This is a genomic window from Paenibacillus sp. NN59 (genome assembly GCF_057597225.1).
Genome location: NZ_CP199678.1, coordinates 4907269 through 4926191, shown reverse-complemented (window position 1 = coordinate 4926191; position 18923 = coordinate 4907269). Strand labels below are relative to the sequence as shown.

General features: G+C 46.0%; 18 protein-coding genes. 16 read left to right on the top strand and 2 right to left on the bottom strand.

What is annotated here, in order from left to right; genetic code table 11:
- The first annotated feature begins 61 nt into the window (after positions 1–61).
- The 9 genes from ACT89M_RS21470 to ACT89M_RS21430 all read left to right on the top strand — a co-directional run bounded on the left by ACT89M_RS21470 (position 62) and on the right by ACT89M_RS21430 (position 10129).
- Positions 62–1180, top strand: coding sequence for a response regulator transcription factor (locus ACT89M_RS21470; RefSeq protein ID WP_090915695.1), 1119 nt, complete (start codon positions 62–64; stop codon positions 1178–1180).
- Between the two features lie 4 nt (positions 1181–1184).
- Positions 1185–2930, top strand: a complete 1746-nt coding sequence (locus ACT89M_RS21465; RefSeq protein ID WP_244159176.1) for a sensor histidine kinase — start codon at positions 1185–1187, stop codon at positions 2928–2930.
- Between the two features lie 25 nt (positions 2931–2955).
- Positions 2956–4509: a response regulator transcription factor gene (locus tag ACT89M_RS21460; protein WP_154887669.1), complete on the top strand. Its 1554-nt coding sequence runs from the start codon at positions 2956–2958 to the stop codon at positions 4507–4509.
- Between the two features lie 142 nt (positions 4510–4651).
- Positions 4652–6310, top strand: coding sequence for an ABC transporter substrate-binding protein (locus ACT89M_RS21455; RefSeq protein ID WP_308722930.1), 1659 nt, complete (start codon positions 4652–4654; stop codon positions 6308–6310).
- Positions 6311–6494: 184 nt separating this feature from the next.
- On the top strand, positions 6495–7394 hold the full coding sequence (locus tag ACT89M_RS21450) for an ABC transporter permease (protein ID WP_090915693.1): 900 nt from the start codon (positions 6495–6497) through the stop codon (positions 7392–7394).
- Between the two features lie 13 nt (positions 7395–7407).
- Positions 7408–8310 carry a carbohydrate ABC transporter permease gene (locus ACT89M_RS21445; RefSeq protein WP_090915344.1) on the top strand — a complete coding sequence of 301 codons (903 nt, stop codon included), beginning with the start codon at positions 7408–7410 and terminating at the stop codon, positions 8308–8310.
- 270 nt (positions 8311–8580) lie between these two features.
- Complete coding sequence (locus ACT89M_RS21440) at positions 8581–8751, top strand: hypothetical protein (RefSeq protein WP_186809601.1); 171 nt, start codon at positions 8581–8583, stop codon at positions 8749–8751.
- Between the two features lie 74 nt (positions 8752–8825).
- Positions 8826–9170 carry an immunity protein TriTu family protein gene (locus tag ACT89M_RS21435; protein WP_154983342.1) on the top strand — a complete coding sequence of 115 codons (345 nt, stop codon included), beginning with the start codon at positions 8826–8828 and terminating at the stop codon, positions 9168–9170.
- Positions 9171–9310: 140 nt separating this feature from the next.
- Positions 9311–10129 carry a purine-nucleoside phosphorylase gene (locus tag ACT89M_RS21430; protein ID WP_090915340.1) on the top strand — a complete coding sequence of 273 codons (819 nt, stop codon included), beginning with the start codon at positions 9311–9313 and terminating at the stop codon, positions 10127–10129.
- Positions 10130–10276: 147 nt separating this feature from the next.
- Here ACT89M_RS21430 and ACT89M_RS21425 read toward each other — a convergent pair whose 3' ends face one another.
- On the bottom strand, positions 10277–10978 hold the full coding sequence (locus tag ACT89M_RS21425) for a DUF6199 family natural product biosynthesis protein (RefSeq protein ID WP_308722929.1): 702 nt from the start codon (positions 10976–10978) through the stop codon (positions 10277–10279).
- A 144-nt stretch (positions 10979–11122) separates the two neighbouring features.
- On the opposite strand from ACT89M_RS21425, the gene ACT89M_RS21420 reads away from it, so the two are divergent.
- From ACT89M_RS21420 to pstB, 6 genes are all read left to right on the top strand, one after another.
- A complete protein-coding gene (locus ACT89M_RS21420; RefSeq protein ID WP_308722928.1) occupies positions 11123–11950 on the top strand; it encodes a sugar phosphate isomerase/epimerase family protein in 828 nt (275 codons plus the stop codon).
- 329 nt (positions 11951–12279) lie between these two features.
- Positions 12280–13680 (top strand): stalk domain-containing protein, encoded by a 1401-nt coding sequence (locus tag ACT89M_RS21415; protein WP_253491929.1) that lies wholly within the window; start codon positions 12280–12282, stop codon positions 13678–13680.
- Between the two features lie 57 nt (positions 13681–13737).
- Entirely contained in the window at positions 13738–14601 is an 864-nt protein-coding gene (locus ACT89M_RS21410) for a phosphate ABC transporter substrate-binding protein (protein WP_090915333.1), read from the top strand.
- Between the two features lie 122 nt (positions 14602–14723).
- A complete protein-coding gene (gene pstC / locus ACT89M_RS21405) occupies positions 14724–15692 on the top strand; it encodes a phosphate ABC transporter permease subunit PstC (protein ID WP_154887679.1) in 969 nt (322 codons plus the stop codon).
- A gap of 68 nt (positions 15693–15760) precedes the next feature.
- The gene (gene pstA / locus ACT89M_RS21400) at positions 15761–16597 is read left to right on the top strand and encodes a phosphate ABC transporter permease PstA (RefSeq protein ID WP_373323265.1); all 837 of its coding nucleotides are present in this window, start codon (positions 15761–15763) and stop codon (positions 16595–16597) included.
- Positions 16598–16678: 81 nt separating this feature from the next.
- A complete protein-coding gene (gene pstB / locus ACT89M_RS21395) occupies positions 16679–17437 on the top strand; it encodes a phosphate ABC transporter ATP-binding protein PstB (RefSeq protein WP_154957935.1) in 759 nt (252 codons plus the stop codon).
- Positions 17438–17501: 64 nt separating this feature from the next.
- Here pstB and ACT89M_RS21390 read toward each other — a convergent pair whose 3' ends face one another.
- Positions 17502–17852: a hypothetical protein gene (locus ACT89M_RS21390; protein ID WP_253491940.1), complete on the bottom strand. Its 351-nt coding sequence runs from the start codon at positions 17850–17852 to the stop codon at positions 17502–17504.
- A gap of 73 nt (positions 17853–17925) precedes the next feature.
- Between ACT89M_RS21390 and ACT89M_RS21385 the strand changes: the two genes are divergently transcribed.
- Positions 17926–18873, top strand: coding sequence for a helix-turn-helix transcriptional regulator (locus ACT89M_RS21385; protein ID WP_308722926.1), 948 nt, complete (start codon positions 17926–17928; stop codon positions 18871–18873).
- Positions 18874–18923: the final 50 nt, after the last annotated feature.

Genomic DNA, 18923 nt, shown 5'->3' with positions numbered 1-18923 from the left:
TGTCACATGGACGGTACGATGCCATACTGGAGAAAAAAAGGGGAAATGGCAGGTGAATCCAATGTACAAGGTCATTGTAGCAGATGATGAGCCGTTTATGCTGGAAGGCTGGAAAACGATGATCGATTGGCAAGGCTGCGGATATGAGTTGTGTGGAACTGCGACCGATGGAGAAGAAGCACTGGAACTGATCAATCATGTAAATCCGGATTTGGTGGTAACCGATATCCAGATGCCTGTGCTTGATGGACTGGGGTTGATCCGAACCATGCGTGAAGAGTTAAAATATGATTCCCAGATCGTGATCGTAACAGGGTATTCCGAGTTTGGTTATGCACAGCAGGCGATACGATATCGGGTGAATGAATATGTGCTCAAACCTTTGGTGCCAGAAGAAATTCACGAGTTATTACGGAACCTGATCGTACCGCTGGATACCCAGCGGCAGGAAATAGAGATCAAGCTTGCGGAAGAGCAATATCACGCCATGGAGATGCTGGACTCAACTACGGATGACGACGGCATGTTGGATGAGGCGGATCTGGAGAAAATGGCATCGCGGGCACGGCAGTTTATCGCGTTAATCGAGGCAGGAGATGTAACAGGCGTTGCTCGCATTGTTGATGATATGCTACAGGAGATACAAGAATCTCGGGCCGCGATGATCTGGGCTCAAAGCGCAGTCAGATACATCCATGGGGAACTACTACGCAGATATAGCATGATCGGAGCAGATCAGACTCTTCTCCAAGTGCGAACCTGGCATCATACAGAGAGTTGGTTCATGGGGGACTTGAAGAAATTGTTTATTCGGATTACGGAAACGTTTGCTTCAATGGCTCAGGCTGATCCAGGTTCCAGTGGTCTGGTGGCAGAGGCTGTCCAGTATCTGAAGGAGCATTATCGTACCAAAATCAAGCTGCAGCAGCTCGCTAATCACATTCATGTCAACTCGGCTTATCTAGGTCAGCAGTTCAAGCGTGAGATGGGAGTCAGCTTCAGTGAATATGTTCATCGTCTTCGTATTGAAGAGGCACGCAGGATGCTCCGCCGAACCAATATGAAAATCTCAGATATTGCATTTGAATTGGGCTATCATGATGCGGAGTATTTTACAGAAAAATTTAAAGCGCTTACAGGTGAGCTTCCATCTCTATATAAAAACAACAACCAAGGGTGATTATGTGCATAAGAAGAAGAGGACTTTTCATACGGTAAACGACATCCCCCTTCGATATAAATTTCTGCTGATCTATGTGGTCAGTATTCTGCTACCGATTATTGCGATTAATCTGTTTTTCTATCAACGAACATCTGCAGATATCAAAGTACGGGAACAGGAAAATCTGCGCAAATCGATTGATAGAGCCGCAGGAGAATTGGTTGGTATGATTGATGAGAGCGTGGCGCTAAGCCGTATGATTGCCGCCGATGATTCCTTATATGAAGCTCTGGATCGTACCTACGCGTCACCTGTGGATTATTACAACGAATATCATGTTTTCCTGCGTGACAAATTGACACGGTATATGTCGGCCAATATTTTGGAAGTCCGAATTTATACGGATAACGATACCATTCAGACCGGTAGTCACTACATCGTCATGAAGGACAAAACGACGTCGTTGCCGGGCATGGAGCAGTTAAATCAAGCAAACGGCGATATTTTAGTTATTGATTACGAAGAACAGTCTGGATTTAGCCGCGGGAAGCGAATTAGTGTCATTGGAAAAATGAAGACATTTACTTCATATGCTACCTACGCGAAGTATTCCAAAATTGATCTCGAAGTGAATCGCATTTACAGCATCCTTAATCGGGAGACAAACAGCCTGCAGCTCAGACTTGTGGACGGAAATAGCCGTCCGGTCGTTTCCAGTGCACGCTTCCCGGCAGAGGGATGGTCTTCCGATGCGAAGTCCGAATATATCATGGAGAAGTCACTTGGTAATCTGGCTTATCTGGACGGCTGGAAGCTGATCGGTGTTGCGGATACGCGGCATGTGGATCAGTTGTTGGACGAAGCGCGTAATTCCATTTTGTGGCTGGCGATTATCAGTGTCATCGTACCATCGGTGCTCATTTACTTTATTTTGCGTTCGTACCACTACCGTATCCGTAAATTGTCAAGGCATATGGAGAAAGTGCGGAATGAACGTTTTGACCTGATCGAGATCCAGGAAGGTCGGGACGAGATTGGCGGGTTAATTCGCACGTTTAATATGATGATCAGCAAAATCCATTCCCTGATTAACGACGTATACAAACTGGAGATCAGGCACAAGGATCTGGAACTGGATCAAGTCCGAACGGAGTTATCTATGCTCCAGAGCCAGATGAATCCACATTTTCTGTTTAATACACTGAACGCATTACTCGTCGTAAGCACTAAAAACGGCTATACCGAAGTATCTGAGATTATTAAAAGCTTATCTTTACTCATGAGACAGTTGCTCAGCAGATCAGACAACTTGATCCCACTCGAAGAGGAGTTACAATTCACAACACTTTATCTTCAAATTGAGAAGTTCAGATTCGGAGAGTTGTTTGATTATACTCTGGATATTGATCCAAAGGCTGCGGGCAAACGTATTCCGCGTATGAGTATTCAGCCGCTGGTGGAGAATGCGTGCAAACATGGATTGCAAGCACGCAAAAATGGGCGATTAATTCATATTACCGCAAAGCTAGGTGAATCCGGACTGGTTATTCGGGTTATCGATAACGGGATCGGGATGGAGCAGGATAAACTGCGGCAATTAATACAGGACGTACGCTCGGATCAGGCGAAGGACGGTTCACATGTGGGCATTCGTAATGTCTATCGCCGCCTGGAATTATTTTATGAAGGGGATGCAACGTTCACGATTCGCAGTGAGAAGGGCAGCGGTACGGAAGCCGGATTTCATATTCCGACAGATAGACTGTGACTGATGAACAAAGGGGGACAGCAAGATGTATAAAGTTCTATTGGTGGATGATGAGCCGTTTGCGATTGAAGGCCTGCAGTTGTTAATTGATTGGCGAAAATTCGGTTTTGAAATTAACGGTGTGTGTACGAATGGAGAAGAGGCAGTCGAAGCGATCCGTACGAGTAAACCTGATCTGGTTGTCACGGATATTCATATGCCAGCGATGAACGGACTGGAATTGATTGAAGAGGCACGCCGTCTGGGGCACGATTCCACAATGTTTGTCATTACAAGTGGCTACAGCGATTTTAATTACGCGAGGCAGGCTATTCGTCTTGGCGTCAGTAATTACTTAACCAAACCTGTGGATACGATGGAAGCGGACGATATGCTGGAGCGACTGGCGCAGGAGTTGAAGGAGAAGCAAGAGCGTGAAGTTGTTCGTGAACAGGCCAAAGTACAGGAAACACGGCATGTTTTGGCTACACTGGTTACCGGACAGGAAGTTGAGGATGCAGAACAGATGGCTCACGATATCGCTCATTTGTATGAGCAAGCTCAGAAGTGGACGTATGTGAAAGTGAGATTTCAGCGTGCTGATTCTGGTCAGATTCGCTCGGTGATTCATGAGACCGTAAGCCGTGAACCGTGCTGTTATGTGGTGGAAAATGAACAGGATGCCTGCGGTATTGTCTGGGGTGAAGTGTCCTCAGAGTTAGAAACATGGCAAGGAAGAGATCATCGGGATTTTGCGGAAAGGTTGTTGTCTGACTTAAATGAATTTGTTCCAGACGGAGTTCAGTTTGCCGTAGGTTTGCCTGTGCAGCAACCGGAAGCCTTATCTCTTTCCAGAAGTATGGCTGTCGAGACGGAGCGTTTTTTGTTTTTGCACCAAGGGAATTTGCTATTCGCCGAAGATCTTCAGGAACAACGTCTAAGATTTAATCCCGAATCTCTCTGTGAAGTGGATCTCATTATGGAGCATCTGGAGAACGGTTCGCCAGAACAATTAAGTCTGTCGATTAGAGAAGCATTCCATCAATTTGTAATGAACAAGACTGCACCTGAATTTGTGCACATATTCATGACCCAGATTTTATTCCGCGGTTTTTCTCTATGCAAGGAGCTTGGAGGAGAAACGAAGGATCTGTTGCTGGATACAGCCTTTCATTCCGATGACCGGTATCACTGGAACATCGAAAAATCAGCGAGTATGATGGAAAAGTTTTGCTTGAAGTGTCAAGCTGTGGCATCATCTCTACGTCAAAAACAGCTTGGCGGAACACAGGCGATGGTAGCTGAATACTTGCAAGCGCATTTTAGAGAGACCTTTACCATTAAGGAGCTTGCCGAGCGATTCTTCATGCATCCTGTGCATCTGGGCCAATCTTTTATGCGCAAATATGGCAAGGGTGTTCTGGACATGGTACATGATCTTAGGATAGAGGAAGCGATGAGACTGCTCAGAGATTCAGACGATGCTTCATGTGCGATTGCAGAGCAGGTTGGTTATAAGAGTTACCAGCATTTCCTGAAACAGTTCGAGCGGAGAACAGGGCTGAAACCGGCTGAGTATCGCCTTAAGCATGCTAATTAGAGCACATATAAGGAGGTATGATCCGGTTCAAGACCTCCTGCAATTAAGGGGGGGAGATGCTTAAATCTGTTTATTTTGAAACCGCATACATTTCCTCATAATGAAATCAGTAAGGCAAACCACTTCCAAGGAGGCGCAATACATGGGGGGATTGAAGAAAAAGAAACTTTGGGGTTCCGTTTCTCTTGTTCTGGCACTAACTCTGGCACTGGCAGGATGCAGTGGAGAAGAGGCCAAAACGACGACACCCGATGGTAAGGAAGTATTAAACATCTCGGCATTTATTGGTACACCAAATCAGGCACCGGCAGCGGATAACCGCATCTACAAAAAGATTGAAGATGAGCTGGGTGTCAAACTAAACATGGAGTTTCTGGTCGGTGACTTGCAACAGAAGCTAGGTGTTATGGTTGCGGGTGGAGAATACCCGGATCTGATTACAGCAGATACCAAACTGGTTGCGGCCGGCGCGGTTATTCCACTGGAGGATCTGATCGAGCAACATGCTCCAAATCTCAAAAAGCATTACGCAAAAGACTGGGAACGGATGAAAGATTCCAGTGATGGACATATCTACTGGTTGCCAAACTACGGTGTATACACGGGTGAGTTCATCAGTAACTACTATTCCGGTCCTGCGTTCTGGATTCAAAAGCAGGTACTGAAAGAAGCCGGATATCCAACACCGAAAACACTTGATGAGTATATGAAACTGATTCGTGATTATACTGCAAAACATCCAACAACAGCGGATGGACAGCCAACGATTGGTTTCACAACTTTGGCTTCCGACTGGAGAACCTTCCCACTGCTCAATCCGCCAGAGCACTTGACAGGTCATCCGAATGATGGCGGGGTTGTGGTTGATGATAAAGGTGTTGCAAGCGTATTCGCGGATAAAGATATTTCGAAAAGATATTATAAAGAGCTGAACAGTCTCTATAATGAAGGACTGCTTGATAAAGAAGCTTTCGTTCAGAACTATGACCAGTATCTGGCTAAAATCTCATCTGGACGCGTTGTCGGTATGTTTGACCAGCACTGGAACTTCCAGCAAGGTGAAGATCCACTCGTAGCTCAGAACAAAATTGGTGAAACGTATGTTGGTTTCCCACTTGTATATGACACAAGCATCAAGGATCACTACCTGGATCGTCCGGTTATCAACTTGAACAACGGTTTTGGTATCAGTAAAGATGCTAAAGATCCTGTTGCAATCCTGAAATTCCTGGATAAGTTGATGGATGAAAAGTACCAAAAGTTGCTGTCTTGGGGTGAAGAGGGCGTAGACTACATGGTTAACGATAAAGGCAGATTCTATCGTACACCTGAACAACGTCTTCAGCAGGAAGACCCGGCATGGAAACTGGCTAACAAAGCAGAAGGTTTCTACGGTGCAGCACCGAAAATGGAAGGTACTTTCTCGGATGGCAACGCGATTGGTGCAACCAATCAGCCTGAAGAATTCTATGATGGGTTGAAAAAAGAGGATAAAGAATTGCTGGATGCATACGGTTTCAAAACATGGAGTGATTTCTTCTCTCCTGCACCTGAAAACCCAGTGTATTATCCAGCATGGCAAGTGGACTTGAAAGAAGGTTCAGATGCTTCGGTAGCCAACAAACAAATGACCGATACATCGCTGAAGTACTTGCCTAGAGCGATCATGTCCAATTCAGATCAATTTGATTCGATCTGGGGCGAGTATGTGGACGCTTACAAGAAAATCAACGTGAAAGCGTATGAAGACCGAATCAATGAGCAATTACAATGGCGGATTCAGAACTGGACCGTGAAATAAATAAAAGCGGTTGTTGAATTAGCTCGGAAGGTGTCAGGTGCATGGATGTAAATCATGCCTTGTGCCTTCTGAGCAATTCATCCCCAAATCCGCTGTACGTTGATAGGAGGAGTGAAAGATGGCGAATACGCCGGGAGCCATACAGGAAAAATCTGCTCCAACCGTTGTGACCAAGACGCCTCTGATGAAGCGCCTGCGCAGTCAAAAACAACTGATGTTTATGTCTCTGCCCATCGTCGCTTATATTTTGGTTTTCTCGTATTATCCGATCTGGGGCTGGGTTATGGCGTTCCAGAATTACAGTCCAGCGAAGAAATTCTCGCAACAGGAGTGGGTCGGACTTAAGCACTTCAAGTTTCTGCTTACGGACGACGCGTTTCTGAACGTGCTTCGCAATACGATCGCGATGAGTTTAATTAACATGATTCTTGGCTTCGTGACAGCCATTGTTTTTGCGATTTTGCTGAATGAAATCAAACACAAGCTGTACAAGCGCACGATTCAAACGATCTCATATCTGCCTCACTTCCTGTCATGGATCATCGTTACGGGCATTGTAGCCAGCTCGTTATCGGTTGATGGCGGGATTGTGAACGTGGTGCTGATGAAGCTGGGATTCATTAAAGAACCGATCATGTGGCTCAGCGTTCCAGAGTATTTCTGGGGTATTGTCGGTGCATCACACGTGTGGAAAGAAGTCGGCTGGAATGCAATCATCTATCTGGCTGCGATCACTTCCATTGACCCTTCACTCTATGAAGCGGCTGAGATTGATGGAGCTAACCGGTATAAAAAAATGTTGTATGTTACGTTGCCTGGCATCAAGTCCATCGTCATTATCTTGTTGATTATGAACATGGGATGGATTCTGGAAGCTGGATTCGAAGTCCAGTACTTGCTTGGAAATGGTGTCGTTGTTGACTGGTCTCAGACCATTGACATCTTTGTCTTGAAATACGGGCTACAGATCGGTAACTATTCACTAGCTACCGCAGCCGGTATATTCAAAACGGTCGTAAGTATTACCCTGATATTTGCGGCTAACTCAATATCCAAACGATTCGGCGAAGACCGATTAATATGAGGAGGACACATCGATGGGAATAAACAAATCTCGAGTTGAGCCGATTGTCTTCCACACATTTAACGGCTTGCTGATGATCTTTATTGCAGTAGTAACCTTATATCCATTTTTGAACACACTGGCTATTTCTTTTAATGCGGGTAACGATACGATTCGGGGCGGAATCTATCTGTTGCCGAGGGAGTGGACTACCCAAAACTACAAAGCTGTATTTGCGGGTGGAACCATATTCGCGGCTTTTGGGGTCTCGGTTGCCAGAACTGTACTAGGTACTGTTCTCAGCTTGTTCCTCACTTCCATGCTGGCATATACGCTGAGCCGCAAAGACTATATTCTGCGCAAACCGATCACGATTATCGTTGTATTGACCATGTATTTCAGTGCAGGTCTCATTCCAACATACTTCCTGATCAAAGATTTGCACTTGCTTAACAACTTCCTGGTATACATCATTCCGGGTCTGATCAGTGCGTTTAATATGATCGTTATTCGGACGTATATCCAGACGTTGCCTGAAGGATTGATTGAGTCAGCCAAGATTGATGGTGCCGGCGATTTCAGAACGTTTATGTCGATCATTTTACCGTTGTGTCAGCCTGTACTTGCAACGGTCGCGTTGTTCATTGCGGTAGGGCAATGGAACTCTTGGTTTGATACGTTCCTGTACGCTTCATCCAAGCAAAACCTGAGTACGTTGCAGTACGAGTTGATGAAACTGCTGTCCTCTTCTATGAATACCAACAGCAGTGCTGCGGTATCCAGCGGGGCTGATATGGGGCAAGCGCGTAATATGGTTACGCCGATATCGATCCGGGCAGCGATTACCATTGTTGCGGCATTGCCGATCCTGGTGGTGTATCCGTTCTTGCAGAAGTACTTTGTACACGGATTGCAACTGGGTAGTGTGAAGGAATAGTAAGAAGCAGCAACGATGAGTTATCATCGTTAGGAAGCGAATTATAGTAGAATCTAAAGAAGTCGGCCAAATGAGGTCGGCTTTTTTGTTTGGTATACGCATGTATAAGCAATATGAGAAGAAAATGACATCCAAACATTTGCTGTATATGTTATTATTTTCAATAATACAGTGTAATCTTGCGAGTCAGCGGTTCAATGGAATGAAGATCGAGCCGAAACGATATATCTTGAAGAGTTATAAATTGAATTCAAGATGGAGTTGAATAAGATGGAAAGTATCCGTAATAATGCGTTAACGTTTATCGGAAATTTCGCAATGGCCTATTTTATTTTCGGAGAGGGAAGGGTCGTTAAACCGCTGATATTTGCGTTCTGGATGTTTATCTTAATGATGGGGATAGACTGGTATAAACGTAGAGGGAGTCATACGCTGAATTAGCATATGGTACCATGGAGCCGGTCCCGGCAGAGGATTGGCTATTTGGTGTACAATTTTGGAGAGGAGGTGCTGGATTGCTGTCACGACCGTTTTCGCTGGATTCATTCCGATGCTGGATGCAACGTAAACAGGAACAACTGCAGGTGCTCCAGATCTCTACGGAAGAGAGAAAAGGAAATCCTGAAAATGAGAAGGAGTGTACTCCCGATCCTTTCATTGGATATGTTCATGAATCGGAGAGAGCTATGGGGCAGGTCACGATATGGGCCTCTCGGCAGATGGAGTTTGAGGTAATAAACATCGACACAGAAGAACGTTTATTGTGGACGTATGTTGAGCAGATTGAAGAACAAGACGCAATTTTCGAAACGATGTTGAAGCCTTACTTCGGCGCGTTGCAGTCTGGAGTTAAAGCCTAACAAAGCTTGTCGGAATTGTGTATTGAAGACAGAATGAGGACACCCATTTACATCCGAGCCGTTGTTCATTACACTTGATAAGTAACGCTTATAAATAGGGTATATGTAATATCAATTCAGATTATCAGGAGGACGTTATTATGCATCAATCAGCACACATTCAGGAAGCACGCGATTACATATTAAACCGGATCAACTCCAAGCCAGTAGTAGGTATGATTCTGGGTTCAGGACTGGGAGCACTTGCGGACGAGATTGAGAATGCAACAGTGATTCCTTATACAGAGATTCCATATTTTGCTCAATCCGAAGCCATTGGACACGCTAATGAATTGGTGATTGGAGAATTAATGGGGAAGACCGTTGTAGCCATGAAAGGCCGTCTTCACTACTATGAAGGTTTTACCTTAGATGAAGTAACATTCCCGGTTCGCATTATGAAGGCACTTGGCGTTGAACAACTGATCGTCACCAACGCTTGTGGTGCGGTCAACACCGGTTTCGAACCAGGCCAGCTCATGCTGATTACGGATCATATTAATCTGGTTGGCAACAATCCCCTGATTGGACCAAACAATGCTGATCTGGGCGTGCGCTTCCCGGATGTGTCTCAAGTATACAACCGTGAATTGCGTAGTGTCGCTCTACAGGTTGCTGAAGAGCAAAATGTAAGCCTGCAACAAGGGGTATACGCGTGGTGGAGTGGTCCAGCTTATGAAACACCTGCTGAGATTCGCATGATTCGCACGATGGGTGCGGACGCTGTAGGAATGTCTACTGTACCTGAAGCAATTGTTGCCATTCATGGCGGCATGAAGGTATTAGGAATCTCCTGTCTGACAAACATGGCATGTGGTATTCTGGATCAACCGCTCAGCCATGATGAAGTGATTGAGGTCGCAGCCAAAGTGAAAACAACGTTCATTGGCTTGGTTAAAGGTATTTTGCAAAAAATGTAACATCGCATCGCGCTATACTAGTAGAACCCATTCGCAGGCATTGTCTCATCAGAAACTTCTGGTGGGGCAATGTTTTTTTTGCAGAGAGGAGGCTGATGCAAGAATATATTCCTGCATCAGCTTGTGTGACTTATAACTTATAAGTTTTTAAAATGCCTGAAATGCGGTCCAGATGGCAAGGAACATACATAGGATGCCTCCTATTTTACACGTTACATAATAAAAATCACTCGGCTCGGGATTTTTAAAAGAAACCCTTTGGAAGGAAATCCAGAAGAGAAACTGCTGAAATGGTTCGTAATAAAACGTGCACCACCCGTAAATGAATACGGCAATGGCGAGGAATAGAAAAGCAGGCATACCTGGTTTCTCGTGGTACTCTGGGAAGGCGGCCGTTACGAGCATAACCGGTGTATATTGTTCCTCGCCCTCTGCAATTATGCGTTCCCCGTTTAGAACGTCACTTTGCGGAGGAGCCATATGACCTTTTTCATCATAACTCAATAAAGTGCCGTGTTGTTGCTCGACTTCATATTTGTTTCCTTGAGGATAAAATACATTATACGTTGCAATAGGCTTGGAAGCGGTTTGAGTTACAGTGAAATTCTGCTCGCCAATCGTTACGATACGTTTGTGCTGTTCGACTTGTACCTGAATGGGGACTGCATCTTGGCTTCGATAGGTGATTGTTGTGCCGTCCTCATAGTCTGAACCATATTTATGTTTATCAATATAGAATACAGGCTGTGTAAAATAAGATTTCGAACTGATTCCGACAATGACTGATAAAACTGCAAGACAAGCCAGCATAATGAGGGTAGGCCCATGTTTTTTAAATAGAGAATTCACAGATGAATATCCAATCCTTTCCTGTAAACGAATGTTCTTTTTAATACGCAATGTTTGGTGAAGGGTTGCGTTTGTTCTGTTGGGGAGTAGGCATTTCGTATACAATGGAATAAGCATCTAAAAGGACTGACAGGAGGCGAAGGGATGATTAAGGGATTGACCAAGGCAGGACTTGGCAAGCTGGAATCCGATGAACAATATATCACGTATGCTGCCAGGTATGGTTTTGGGGCAGTTGATTTGAATCCGCTCTCATTCTTACAGACGTATGGCATAGGACAAGCCCAGCATCTGCTGGAAAGTAATCAAGTTATCATTGGCTCAGCGGATTTTCCAGTAGAATGGCGCTCAGACGATGAACAATTCCGAGAGGGGCTGCCGAATCTCGTCGCGATGGCCGAAGCATCTGCCGCACTGAACGTAGACAAATGCTGTACCTACATTCTCCCCTCTACCGATCAGCCTGCAGCGACATTTATGGCTGCAGCGACCAAACGACTAAGACTTTGTGCTGATATTCTGGATGCTTATGGTATCCGGCTCGGACTGGAGTTTGTAGGATGTCATCACTTGCGTACGCAATGGAAGAATCCGTTTCTTTGGCGTGTAGGGGATACGTTGGACTGGATCGATACGATACATGCACCCAATGTGGGTCTGCTCGTCGATTCGTATCACTGGCACACGAATGGGATGGAGATGAATGAGCTACTGAAGCTAAAGCAGGAGCAGGTGGTTCATGTACACATCAATGATGCTTATGACCTGCCTATTGAGGAATTGAAGGACGGAGAACGGCTTTATCCGGGAGAAGGTATCATTAATCTAACAGGTTTTCTGAAAAATCTGCAGGCCATCGGTTATAACGATGTTGTGGCTCAGGAAGTGCTGGCACCTGCATCCGAACTGGATGTGGAGACACGGTTTGCCAAGTCAAAGGCAGGCTTTGATCGGGTGTTTGCTTCCCTTTAAAAAAATACGCTAACCTTTGACCCATGCAATTCGTATGGGTTATTTGTGTTGCAATCACGGGGCGAGCCGAATTGTAATGAAAATTTTACAATATGAATGTGTTTATATGAAAACATTGACAACACGTTAACAATTCCAAGATTTCCCGTTTACAAATCCCTCCTATAATTACAAACGTGATAGGTCATTTTTACTATGAACGTGGATAGTTTGGGGGGATGAGGCGAACTAGCTCTCATATAGACGATACATGCAAACATACCAAGCAGGGCACAGCAATATCAGGCAAGATTATATGGAGAAAAGAAGGGTGACAAAAGCCAATGTCAATGAAGAAGACGTTAGTAGTGTCCATGGTAGCCACAGTATTAACAACCTCTGTGGCTCACGCAGTATCGGCTGCTCCTGCAACAAAATCTGTAGCTAGTACGAGTGCAGCTCAGGTGAAAAACTCCACGTTTACCATAAACGGTAACAGTGTCATTGTACGTTCCATTGTGAAAAATGGAGAAACACTTGTAGCCGTTCGTGATGTAATCCAAGCGATCGGTGCACAAGCTGAAATTGCAAACGGAGCGACGGTGATTCAATTGAATGGTCACACGGTTAGCTTGCAGAACAAGTCCAAGCAGCTTGTCGTGGACGGGGCTAAGGTGAATCTGAATCAGCCGGTTACGATCATTGGAGGAGTAAGCTACGTTGCACTTCGTCCGCTCGTGGCAGGCGTAGGCGGTACCGTTGGTTTGAAGAACGGTCAGCTTGAAGTCAGCACGATTGCTCTGATTGAAGGTACAGAGAACCCGCGTTTTGCCGGAGCAAATGAGCTAATTGTCTCCAAAAATGACGATGAGGGCAGAAGTGATTATCTCATCAATACGGCTACTGGAAAATATGAGCTGTTGTTAACGACTGAAGGTGGTTCAGACCTCGTTGTATCCCCAAGCGGCAATCAGGCAGCCTATACGAATGCAGAAGGAGCCGTATACGTTATTGACTTGAAAACGAAGGCTTCCAAGCTCATTACGAATGATACAAGCATCAAACCGGAACTGGTCTGGTCTGCGGACGAGAGTTCGATCTATTTCCTGCAAGGAGATAAAGGATCGGTGATCGCGAACTTGAATCTGGCGGACGGTACCATCAAGAAACTGGTGGAAGATAAAGTCGATTACAAAGAAAACTTGAATGTGTCACTGAGCGGCAAACGATTCGTCTATACCGTGACTACTCTGGGCAAAGTAACCGCAGATTCGACGAATGTAGATGCAGACAATGTGGATATTGATTTCTCGGCGAATCAACAGCAATTATTTTCGTATAACAACGGCGATGACAAACCATCGGCAGTGAAGTTAACCACTTCAACGGATGATAAAGTATTTATTTATTCTGCAGATGGTCAGAAAGCTTACTACGTAAGTGTACCTTCTGAGGATGGTAATGCTTCACTGATGTCTGTAGATGCATCCCAGAAACCAGTCACCGTGTACAACGAGCATGATGTAGAACAAGCAGTTTTGTCAGGCGGTACCTTATACGTACTTGCTGCGCAGGATGACAAGAACAGCGTGATTCTTTCCATCGATACGGTAACCGGACAACAATCCAAGTTGTACACCGTGTCCTCTGATGTATCTTCTATCGTTGTGAAGGGTTCACAGATTGCTGTCGTTGAGAACGGACGAGTGCTGGTGCAAGCAGATGGAAGCTGGAAAGCTGTAACGAAGTAAAACTAAAATGTACTGAAAACTAAAATAGAACGTTAAATTCGAGAGGAGCTTTTTACAATGAAAAAATGGATTAAACCTTTCACAGCCATGCTGATGGCTGTATCCCTGGTTGGTGGACTTGGTGGTGCAATGACAGCATCGGCTGCCAAAAGCACAGAGAAAGGCAAAATTGTCATCAATGGATCTTCTGCACTCCTTCCATTGACGCTTCAAGCTGCAAGTGAATTCAAGAAAGACAATCCAAAAGTTAAAATCTCGGCATCTGCTGCGGGTTCCGTGACAGGGCCACAATCCGTTCGTAAAGGCATTGCAGATATCGGTGCGGTAGACTGGGATGCATCCAAGGATGTTCCTGGCTTCAAAAAGTTCGACGGACAGGTTGCTCATCCGGTAGCTGTAACCGTGTTTACAGCGGTAGTAAATACAAACGTGGGTGTAACGAGTCTGACTACGAAACAATTGCAAGACATCTTCTCCGGCAAAGTAACCAACTGGAAAGAAGTTGGCGGTTCAGACGGTAAAATCGTTGTGGTTAACCGTAAGTTCGGATCAGGTACACGTGTTAACTTCCAACAAAAAGCACTCGATGGTAAAGACTTCATGAGCAAAGGTGACAACTACAAAGAAGTAGGTTCAAGCGGTGACATGAAAACGACGATCGAAACGACACCTAACGCGATTGGTTATATCGACCTGCCGTACGTAACAAGCAAAATGAAAGCTGTATCCATCAATGGCGTAGCTCCAACAGAGAAAAACGTGCTGAACAAAACATACAAAGTATGGGGTATCGGATACTACATGACGAAAGGTCAACCAACGGGTGCAACGAAGGCATTCATCGAATACATCCAAAGCAACAAATTCCAGAACGGTTCCCTGAAAAAGCTGAAATTCATTCCGCTCGCAGCCGTTAAGTAAAACGTTCAGTCTGATCTGAATCAGACTTCAACATCCTGCACCTGCATTTCATAAGAAAGGGATAGCCAGCTTCCGCGCGTGGTCGCCAAGCTGGCTTCTCTATGTGAAAGGAAGAGTCCTCTATGATGGAAATGAATCCACCGGCGAACAGCCCGGCTCCGAATGAGCTGGGTTCAAGCCTTGGCAAAGCGCCCGAGAAGAGACGACGTTTTGACCGTAAAGCCCGGCTCCGGTGGTCTAACCGCATGTTTCGCATCCTCTGCATTAGCAGTGCGGCCTTTGTCTGCCTCGTTCTGTTCTGTATTCTGGTGCTTATGCTTCGTACAGGTGTCCTCACTTTTGCAGACGTCTCGCTGAAGGAGTTCTTTTTCTCCACGAACTGGGACCCGGAAAATGAGCACTACGGTGCGTTGACCTTTATTCTGGGTACGTTTGCTCTCACTGGACTTACGATGCTGATGGCGATTCCTCTATCCGTAATCATTGCTGTATTTTTGGCGGAAATGACACCAAAATGGCTTCGTCGCCTGTTGCGTCCGGTGCTGGATCTGCTGGTGGGTATCCCGTCCGTCGTATACGGTTATCTTGGTTTGACGGTATTGATCCCATGGCTTAGAGACTTGAGTGGACGTGATCTGGCAGATGGTCTGCTTGCGGCGTCTATCGTGCTCACCATTATGGTGCTGCCGACAATTAGCCGAATTAGTGATGATGCCATCTCCGCTGTTCCGAACAAATACCGGGATGCGGCGTATGCACTCGGTACGAATCGGTTTCAAACGATTACCCGGGTTGTGCTTCCTGCGGCAAGAGGCGGCATTATGTATGCAGTTATTCTGGGCATGACACGTGCCATTGGTGAGACGATGGCGGTGGTTATGGTTATTGGGAACACGGCGCAGCTGCCGACCAGTCTGTTTACGCCAACTGCCGTGCTGACCAGTAACATTGTGATGCAAATCTCCAGTGTGGAATTCGATTCGATCTGGAATCATGGCTTGTATATGATGGGCTTTATTTTGCTGGCGATTTCCATCCTGATGATTGTTGCCGTGAGAATGCTGCAGAAGAGAGGGGGACGCCACCTGTGAGCGTGAAAAGAGAGGTTAATCCGGCTACTGCGTATTCCTTTGGCAAACGGCGATCGTCCTCGGCATGGATGGATCAGTTGTTTACGGGTACGGTGTGGGGCGTAGGTATCATTGTTATTTTATTTATTGTGGGATTGTTGTTCCTGTTGTTGCAAAAAGGATTGCCGATGCTCAGCTGGGATTTCCTGTACGGTGTACCGAGTGAGATTGAAGAGGGCGGAGGCATTGGTCCGGCACTTTTTAACTCTTTTTACGTGCTGATTCTGTCCCTTCTCATCTCGATTCCGATCGGGCTTGCAGCAGGTATTTACCTTGCAGAATTTGCACCAAACAACAAACTGATCGAGGTTGTGCGTATATGCGTGGAAGGGCTGTCGTCCGTGCCATCGATTATTTTTGGTTTGTTTGGGATTGCACTATTTGTCGAGTATTTCGAGATCGGTCTGACAATTCTTGGAGCTGCGGTCAGTCTTGCCTTCCTGAACTTGCCTGTATTGACACGGGTAACAGAGGAAGCTGTTCGTGCTGTACCAACCGAGCTTCGTAACGGTTCGTTTGCACTGGGTGCAACGCATCTGCAGACGATTCGGCAAGTGGTTCTTCCTGTTGCGCTGAACGGAATCATGACAGGCATCTGTCTGACCGCAGGCCGTGCTTTTGGCGAAAGTGCCGTTATTATTCTGACCGCGGGTGTATCCACGTCCGGCGAGATGTGGGATTTCAATCTGTTGTCGCCAGGCGGTACGCTTGCGGTGCATCTGTGGTATATCCAGTCCGAAGCTATTGTGCCCGATGCGGAGCAGATTGCCCAGAAATCCACAGCCGTACTGATCTTTGTCGTGCTGCTGATCAATATTATATTCCGTGTGCCACTGTGGTTTAATTCTCGTAAAAATCAAATGTAACGTAGAGCCAAAGTCTATGCGGGCAAACCTGTTATGTCTGTTATAAAAATAGTATATTCTAATTCATCGCCAGGAGGACATATGGTGCAATCGATTATTAAAACGAATAAGCTGAACTTATTTTACGGTACCTTTCAGGCGCTGAAAGAAGTATCCATTGAAATTCCGGAACGCGCCATTACGGCATTTATCGGTCCATCCGGCTGCGGCAAATCTACTTTGCTACGCACCCTGAATCGTATGAATGACCGGATACCTGGCACACGAATTGAGGGAACGGTGGCTGTTGGTGGAACGGATATTTACAGTGGTGATGTGCATGTAGAGACACTGCGCAAGAAGATCGGTATGGTCTTCCAGTCACCGAATCCTTTTCCGAAATCCATCTATGACAACATTGCATTCGGACCAAGACAGCATGGGATTCATGGCAAAAAAAAGCTCGATGAGATCGTTGAACGCAGTCTGCGTTCCGCTGCTCTCTGGGATGAAGTCAAGGACAACCTGAAGCGCTCAGCGCTTAGTTTGTCAGGTGGACAACAGCAACGCCTGTGCATCGCTCGTGCTCTGGCCGTGGAACCGGATATTCTACTCATGGATGAAGCGACGGCTTCCCTTGATCCCGTCTCCACCTTCAAGATTGAGGAACTGACACATGAGCTGAAGGAGCGTTACACCATCGTGATGGTCACCCACAACATGCAGCAAGCCGCGCGTGTCTCCCAGCAGACCGTGTTTTTCCTGAACGGCGAAGTTGTAGAGTATTCGCCTACGAAGAGCATGTTCTCCGAACCTGTCGATGTGCGCACACAGGATTATATCAGCGGCCGATTTGGTTGAGATGGTGCTGCTTAAGCAGTAGACGAGAGCCTTTCAGAAATGGTCTGAAAGGCTCTTTTGTGATTTACATTTTCCAGGGGAGACGAGGGTACTTGTAACGAAAAACGGTGTTGTTCTCATGTTTAACATAAATCCATGGAGGCGGGACGGGGGTGCCAAACGCTTTGTATAAAGTTGTTCCGTCATCACTTGTTGAATATGGTTCTATGCTGTCCAGAAAGTCTTCCGCGTGCAAGTTTCCTTGATAAGACAAGGTCTGCCCCTGCGTGCTGATATGAGGTGCACCTGAGATGAATCTGTAGGTTGTATTGATCAAGCCCACCTTCTGGGAAGATAACATCATGAATTCGCTCAGGAGTAGTATGCTGATGAAAAGCATGAAAATTCCACTCGCAATCCAGCGTTTTATCTTCATTTGCAGACCTCCAGTATGATTATGATAGAATAAATAAACAAGGATGACGAAACAGTAGGGGACTGAATGAAACATGAACAAAACAGAGCGACAGCTCGCTATTACGTTGGAACTACAACGAACAAAACTGATAAGGGCAGAGGATCTGGCCGCTCAGTTTGAGACCAGTGTTCGTACAATATATCGCGATATCCAAGCATTAAGCGAGGCTGGCGTGCCCATTGCAGGTGCTCCGGGTCATGGGTATTCTCTGATGGAGGGATACTTCCTGCCCCCGGTTAGTTTTACTGCGGAGGAAGCCGTGTCGCTGCTCATGGGAGCGAAGTTTATCGAACAGAGATGGGATATCGCCTATGGTATTCAGGCCAAGTCTGCACAGCGTAAGATTGAAGCGATTTTACCAGAAGCTGTTCGCAAACAGTCCACACGTGTACAGGAAACGATGCGTGTGCTTCATCCGATGGGACCTGATACAACGGGCATGGTGAGAACTTACCTTAACGATATACGTAACGCGATTCTGGAGCAACGTAAAATCAGCTTGATGTATCTGAAAAAAATGCCGGGCTCGGACGGGAAACGCTCGAATCAGCGTGTCGTGTCGCCATATGGGCTTACCTTGGTGCGGGAAAATTGGGTGTTGATCGGCAGATGTGATCTGCGGCAGGATGTTCGTCATTTTCGTTTGTCCCGCATGTCGGAGCTTTCTGTTCTGGAAGAAAAATTTCGTATGCCGCCAGATTTTGATCTGAATCGGTATCAGCCGCCGGATGATCGTAACGAACATGTGCTTGTTCGAGCAAAATCAGAAGTTGCTGACAAAATGATGGAGACCCTTCATTTTTATATCGATCATGTGGAGGAACACGAGGACGGCATTCATTTCCACTTTCGTGTCCGCTATCCTGAGGAAATTCTGCATCATTTACTTGGTTTAGGTGGAGATATCCAAGTGATGGAGCCGGAGTCCCTGCGTGTACGTATGCGGGAGATGGCGACAAATATCTTGAAGCACTACTGACATACCCTTGTCAGTAGTGCTTTTTTATACTGGAATTATTCAAGATGAAG

Coding starts and splice junctions, on each gene's coding strand:
- ACT89M_RS21470 (WP_090915695.1), top strand. CDS start 62: ATGTACAAGGTCATTGTAGCAGATGATGAGCCGTTTATGCTGGAAGGC.
- ACT89M_RS21460 (WP_154887669.1), top strand. CDS start 2,956: ATGTATAAAGTTCTATTGGTGGATGATGAGCCGTTTGCGATTGAAGGC.
- ACT89M_RS21455 (WP_308722930.1), top strand. CDS start 4,652: ATGGGGGGATTGAAGAAAAAGAAACTTTGGGGTTCCGTTTCTCTTGTT.
- ACT89M_RS21450 (WP_090915693.1), top strand. CDS start 6,495: ATGAAGCGCCTGCGCAGTCAAAAACAACTGATGTTTATGTCTCTGCCC.
- ACT89M_RS21445 (WP_090915344.1), top strand. CDS start 7,408: ATGGGAATAAACAAATCTCGAGTTGAGCCGATTGTCTTCCACACATTT.
- ACT89M_RS21440 (WP_186809601.1), top strand. CDS start 8,581: ATGGAAAGTATCCGTAATAATGCGTTAACGTTTATCGGAAATTTCGCA.
- ACT89M_RS21430 (WP_090915340.1), top strand. CDS start 9,311: ATGCATCAATCAGCACACATTCAGGAAGCACGCGATTACATATTAAAC.
- ACT89M_RS21420 (WP_308722928.1), top strand. CDS start 11,123: ATGATTAAGGGATTGACCAAGGCAGGACTTGGCAAGCTGGAATCCGAT.
- ACT89M_RS21415 (WP_253491929.1), top strand. CDS start 12,280: ATGAAGAAGACGTTAGTAGTGTCCATGGTAGCCACAGTATTAACAACC.
- ACT89M_RS21410 (WP_090915333.1), top strand. CDS start 13,738: ATGAAAAAATGGATTAAACCTTTCACAGCCATGCTGATGGCTGTATCC.
- pstC (WP_154887679.1), top strand. CDS start 14,724: ATGATGGAAATGAATCCACCGGCGAACAGCCCGGCTCCGAATGAGCTG.
- pstA (WP_373323265.1), top strand. CDS start 15,761: ATGGATCAGTTGTTTACGGGTACGGTGTGGGGCGTAGGTATCATTGTT.
- pstB (WP_154957935.1), top strand. CDS start 16,679: ATGGTGCAATCGATTATTAAAACGAATAAGCTGAACTTATTTTACGGT.
- ACT89M_RS21390 (WP_253491940.1), bottom strand. CDS start 17,852: ATGAAGATAAAACGCTGGATTGCGAGTGGAATTTTCATGCTTTTCATC.
- ACT89M_RS21385 (WP_308722926.1), top strand. CDS start 17,926: ATGAACAAAACAGAGCGACAGCTCGCTATTACGTTGGAACTACAACGA.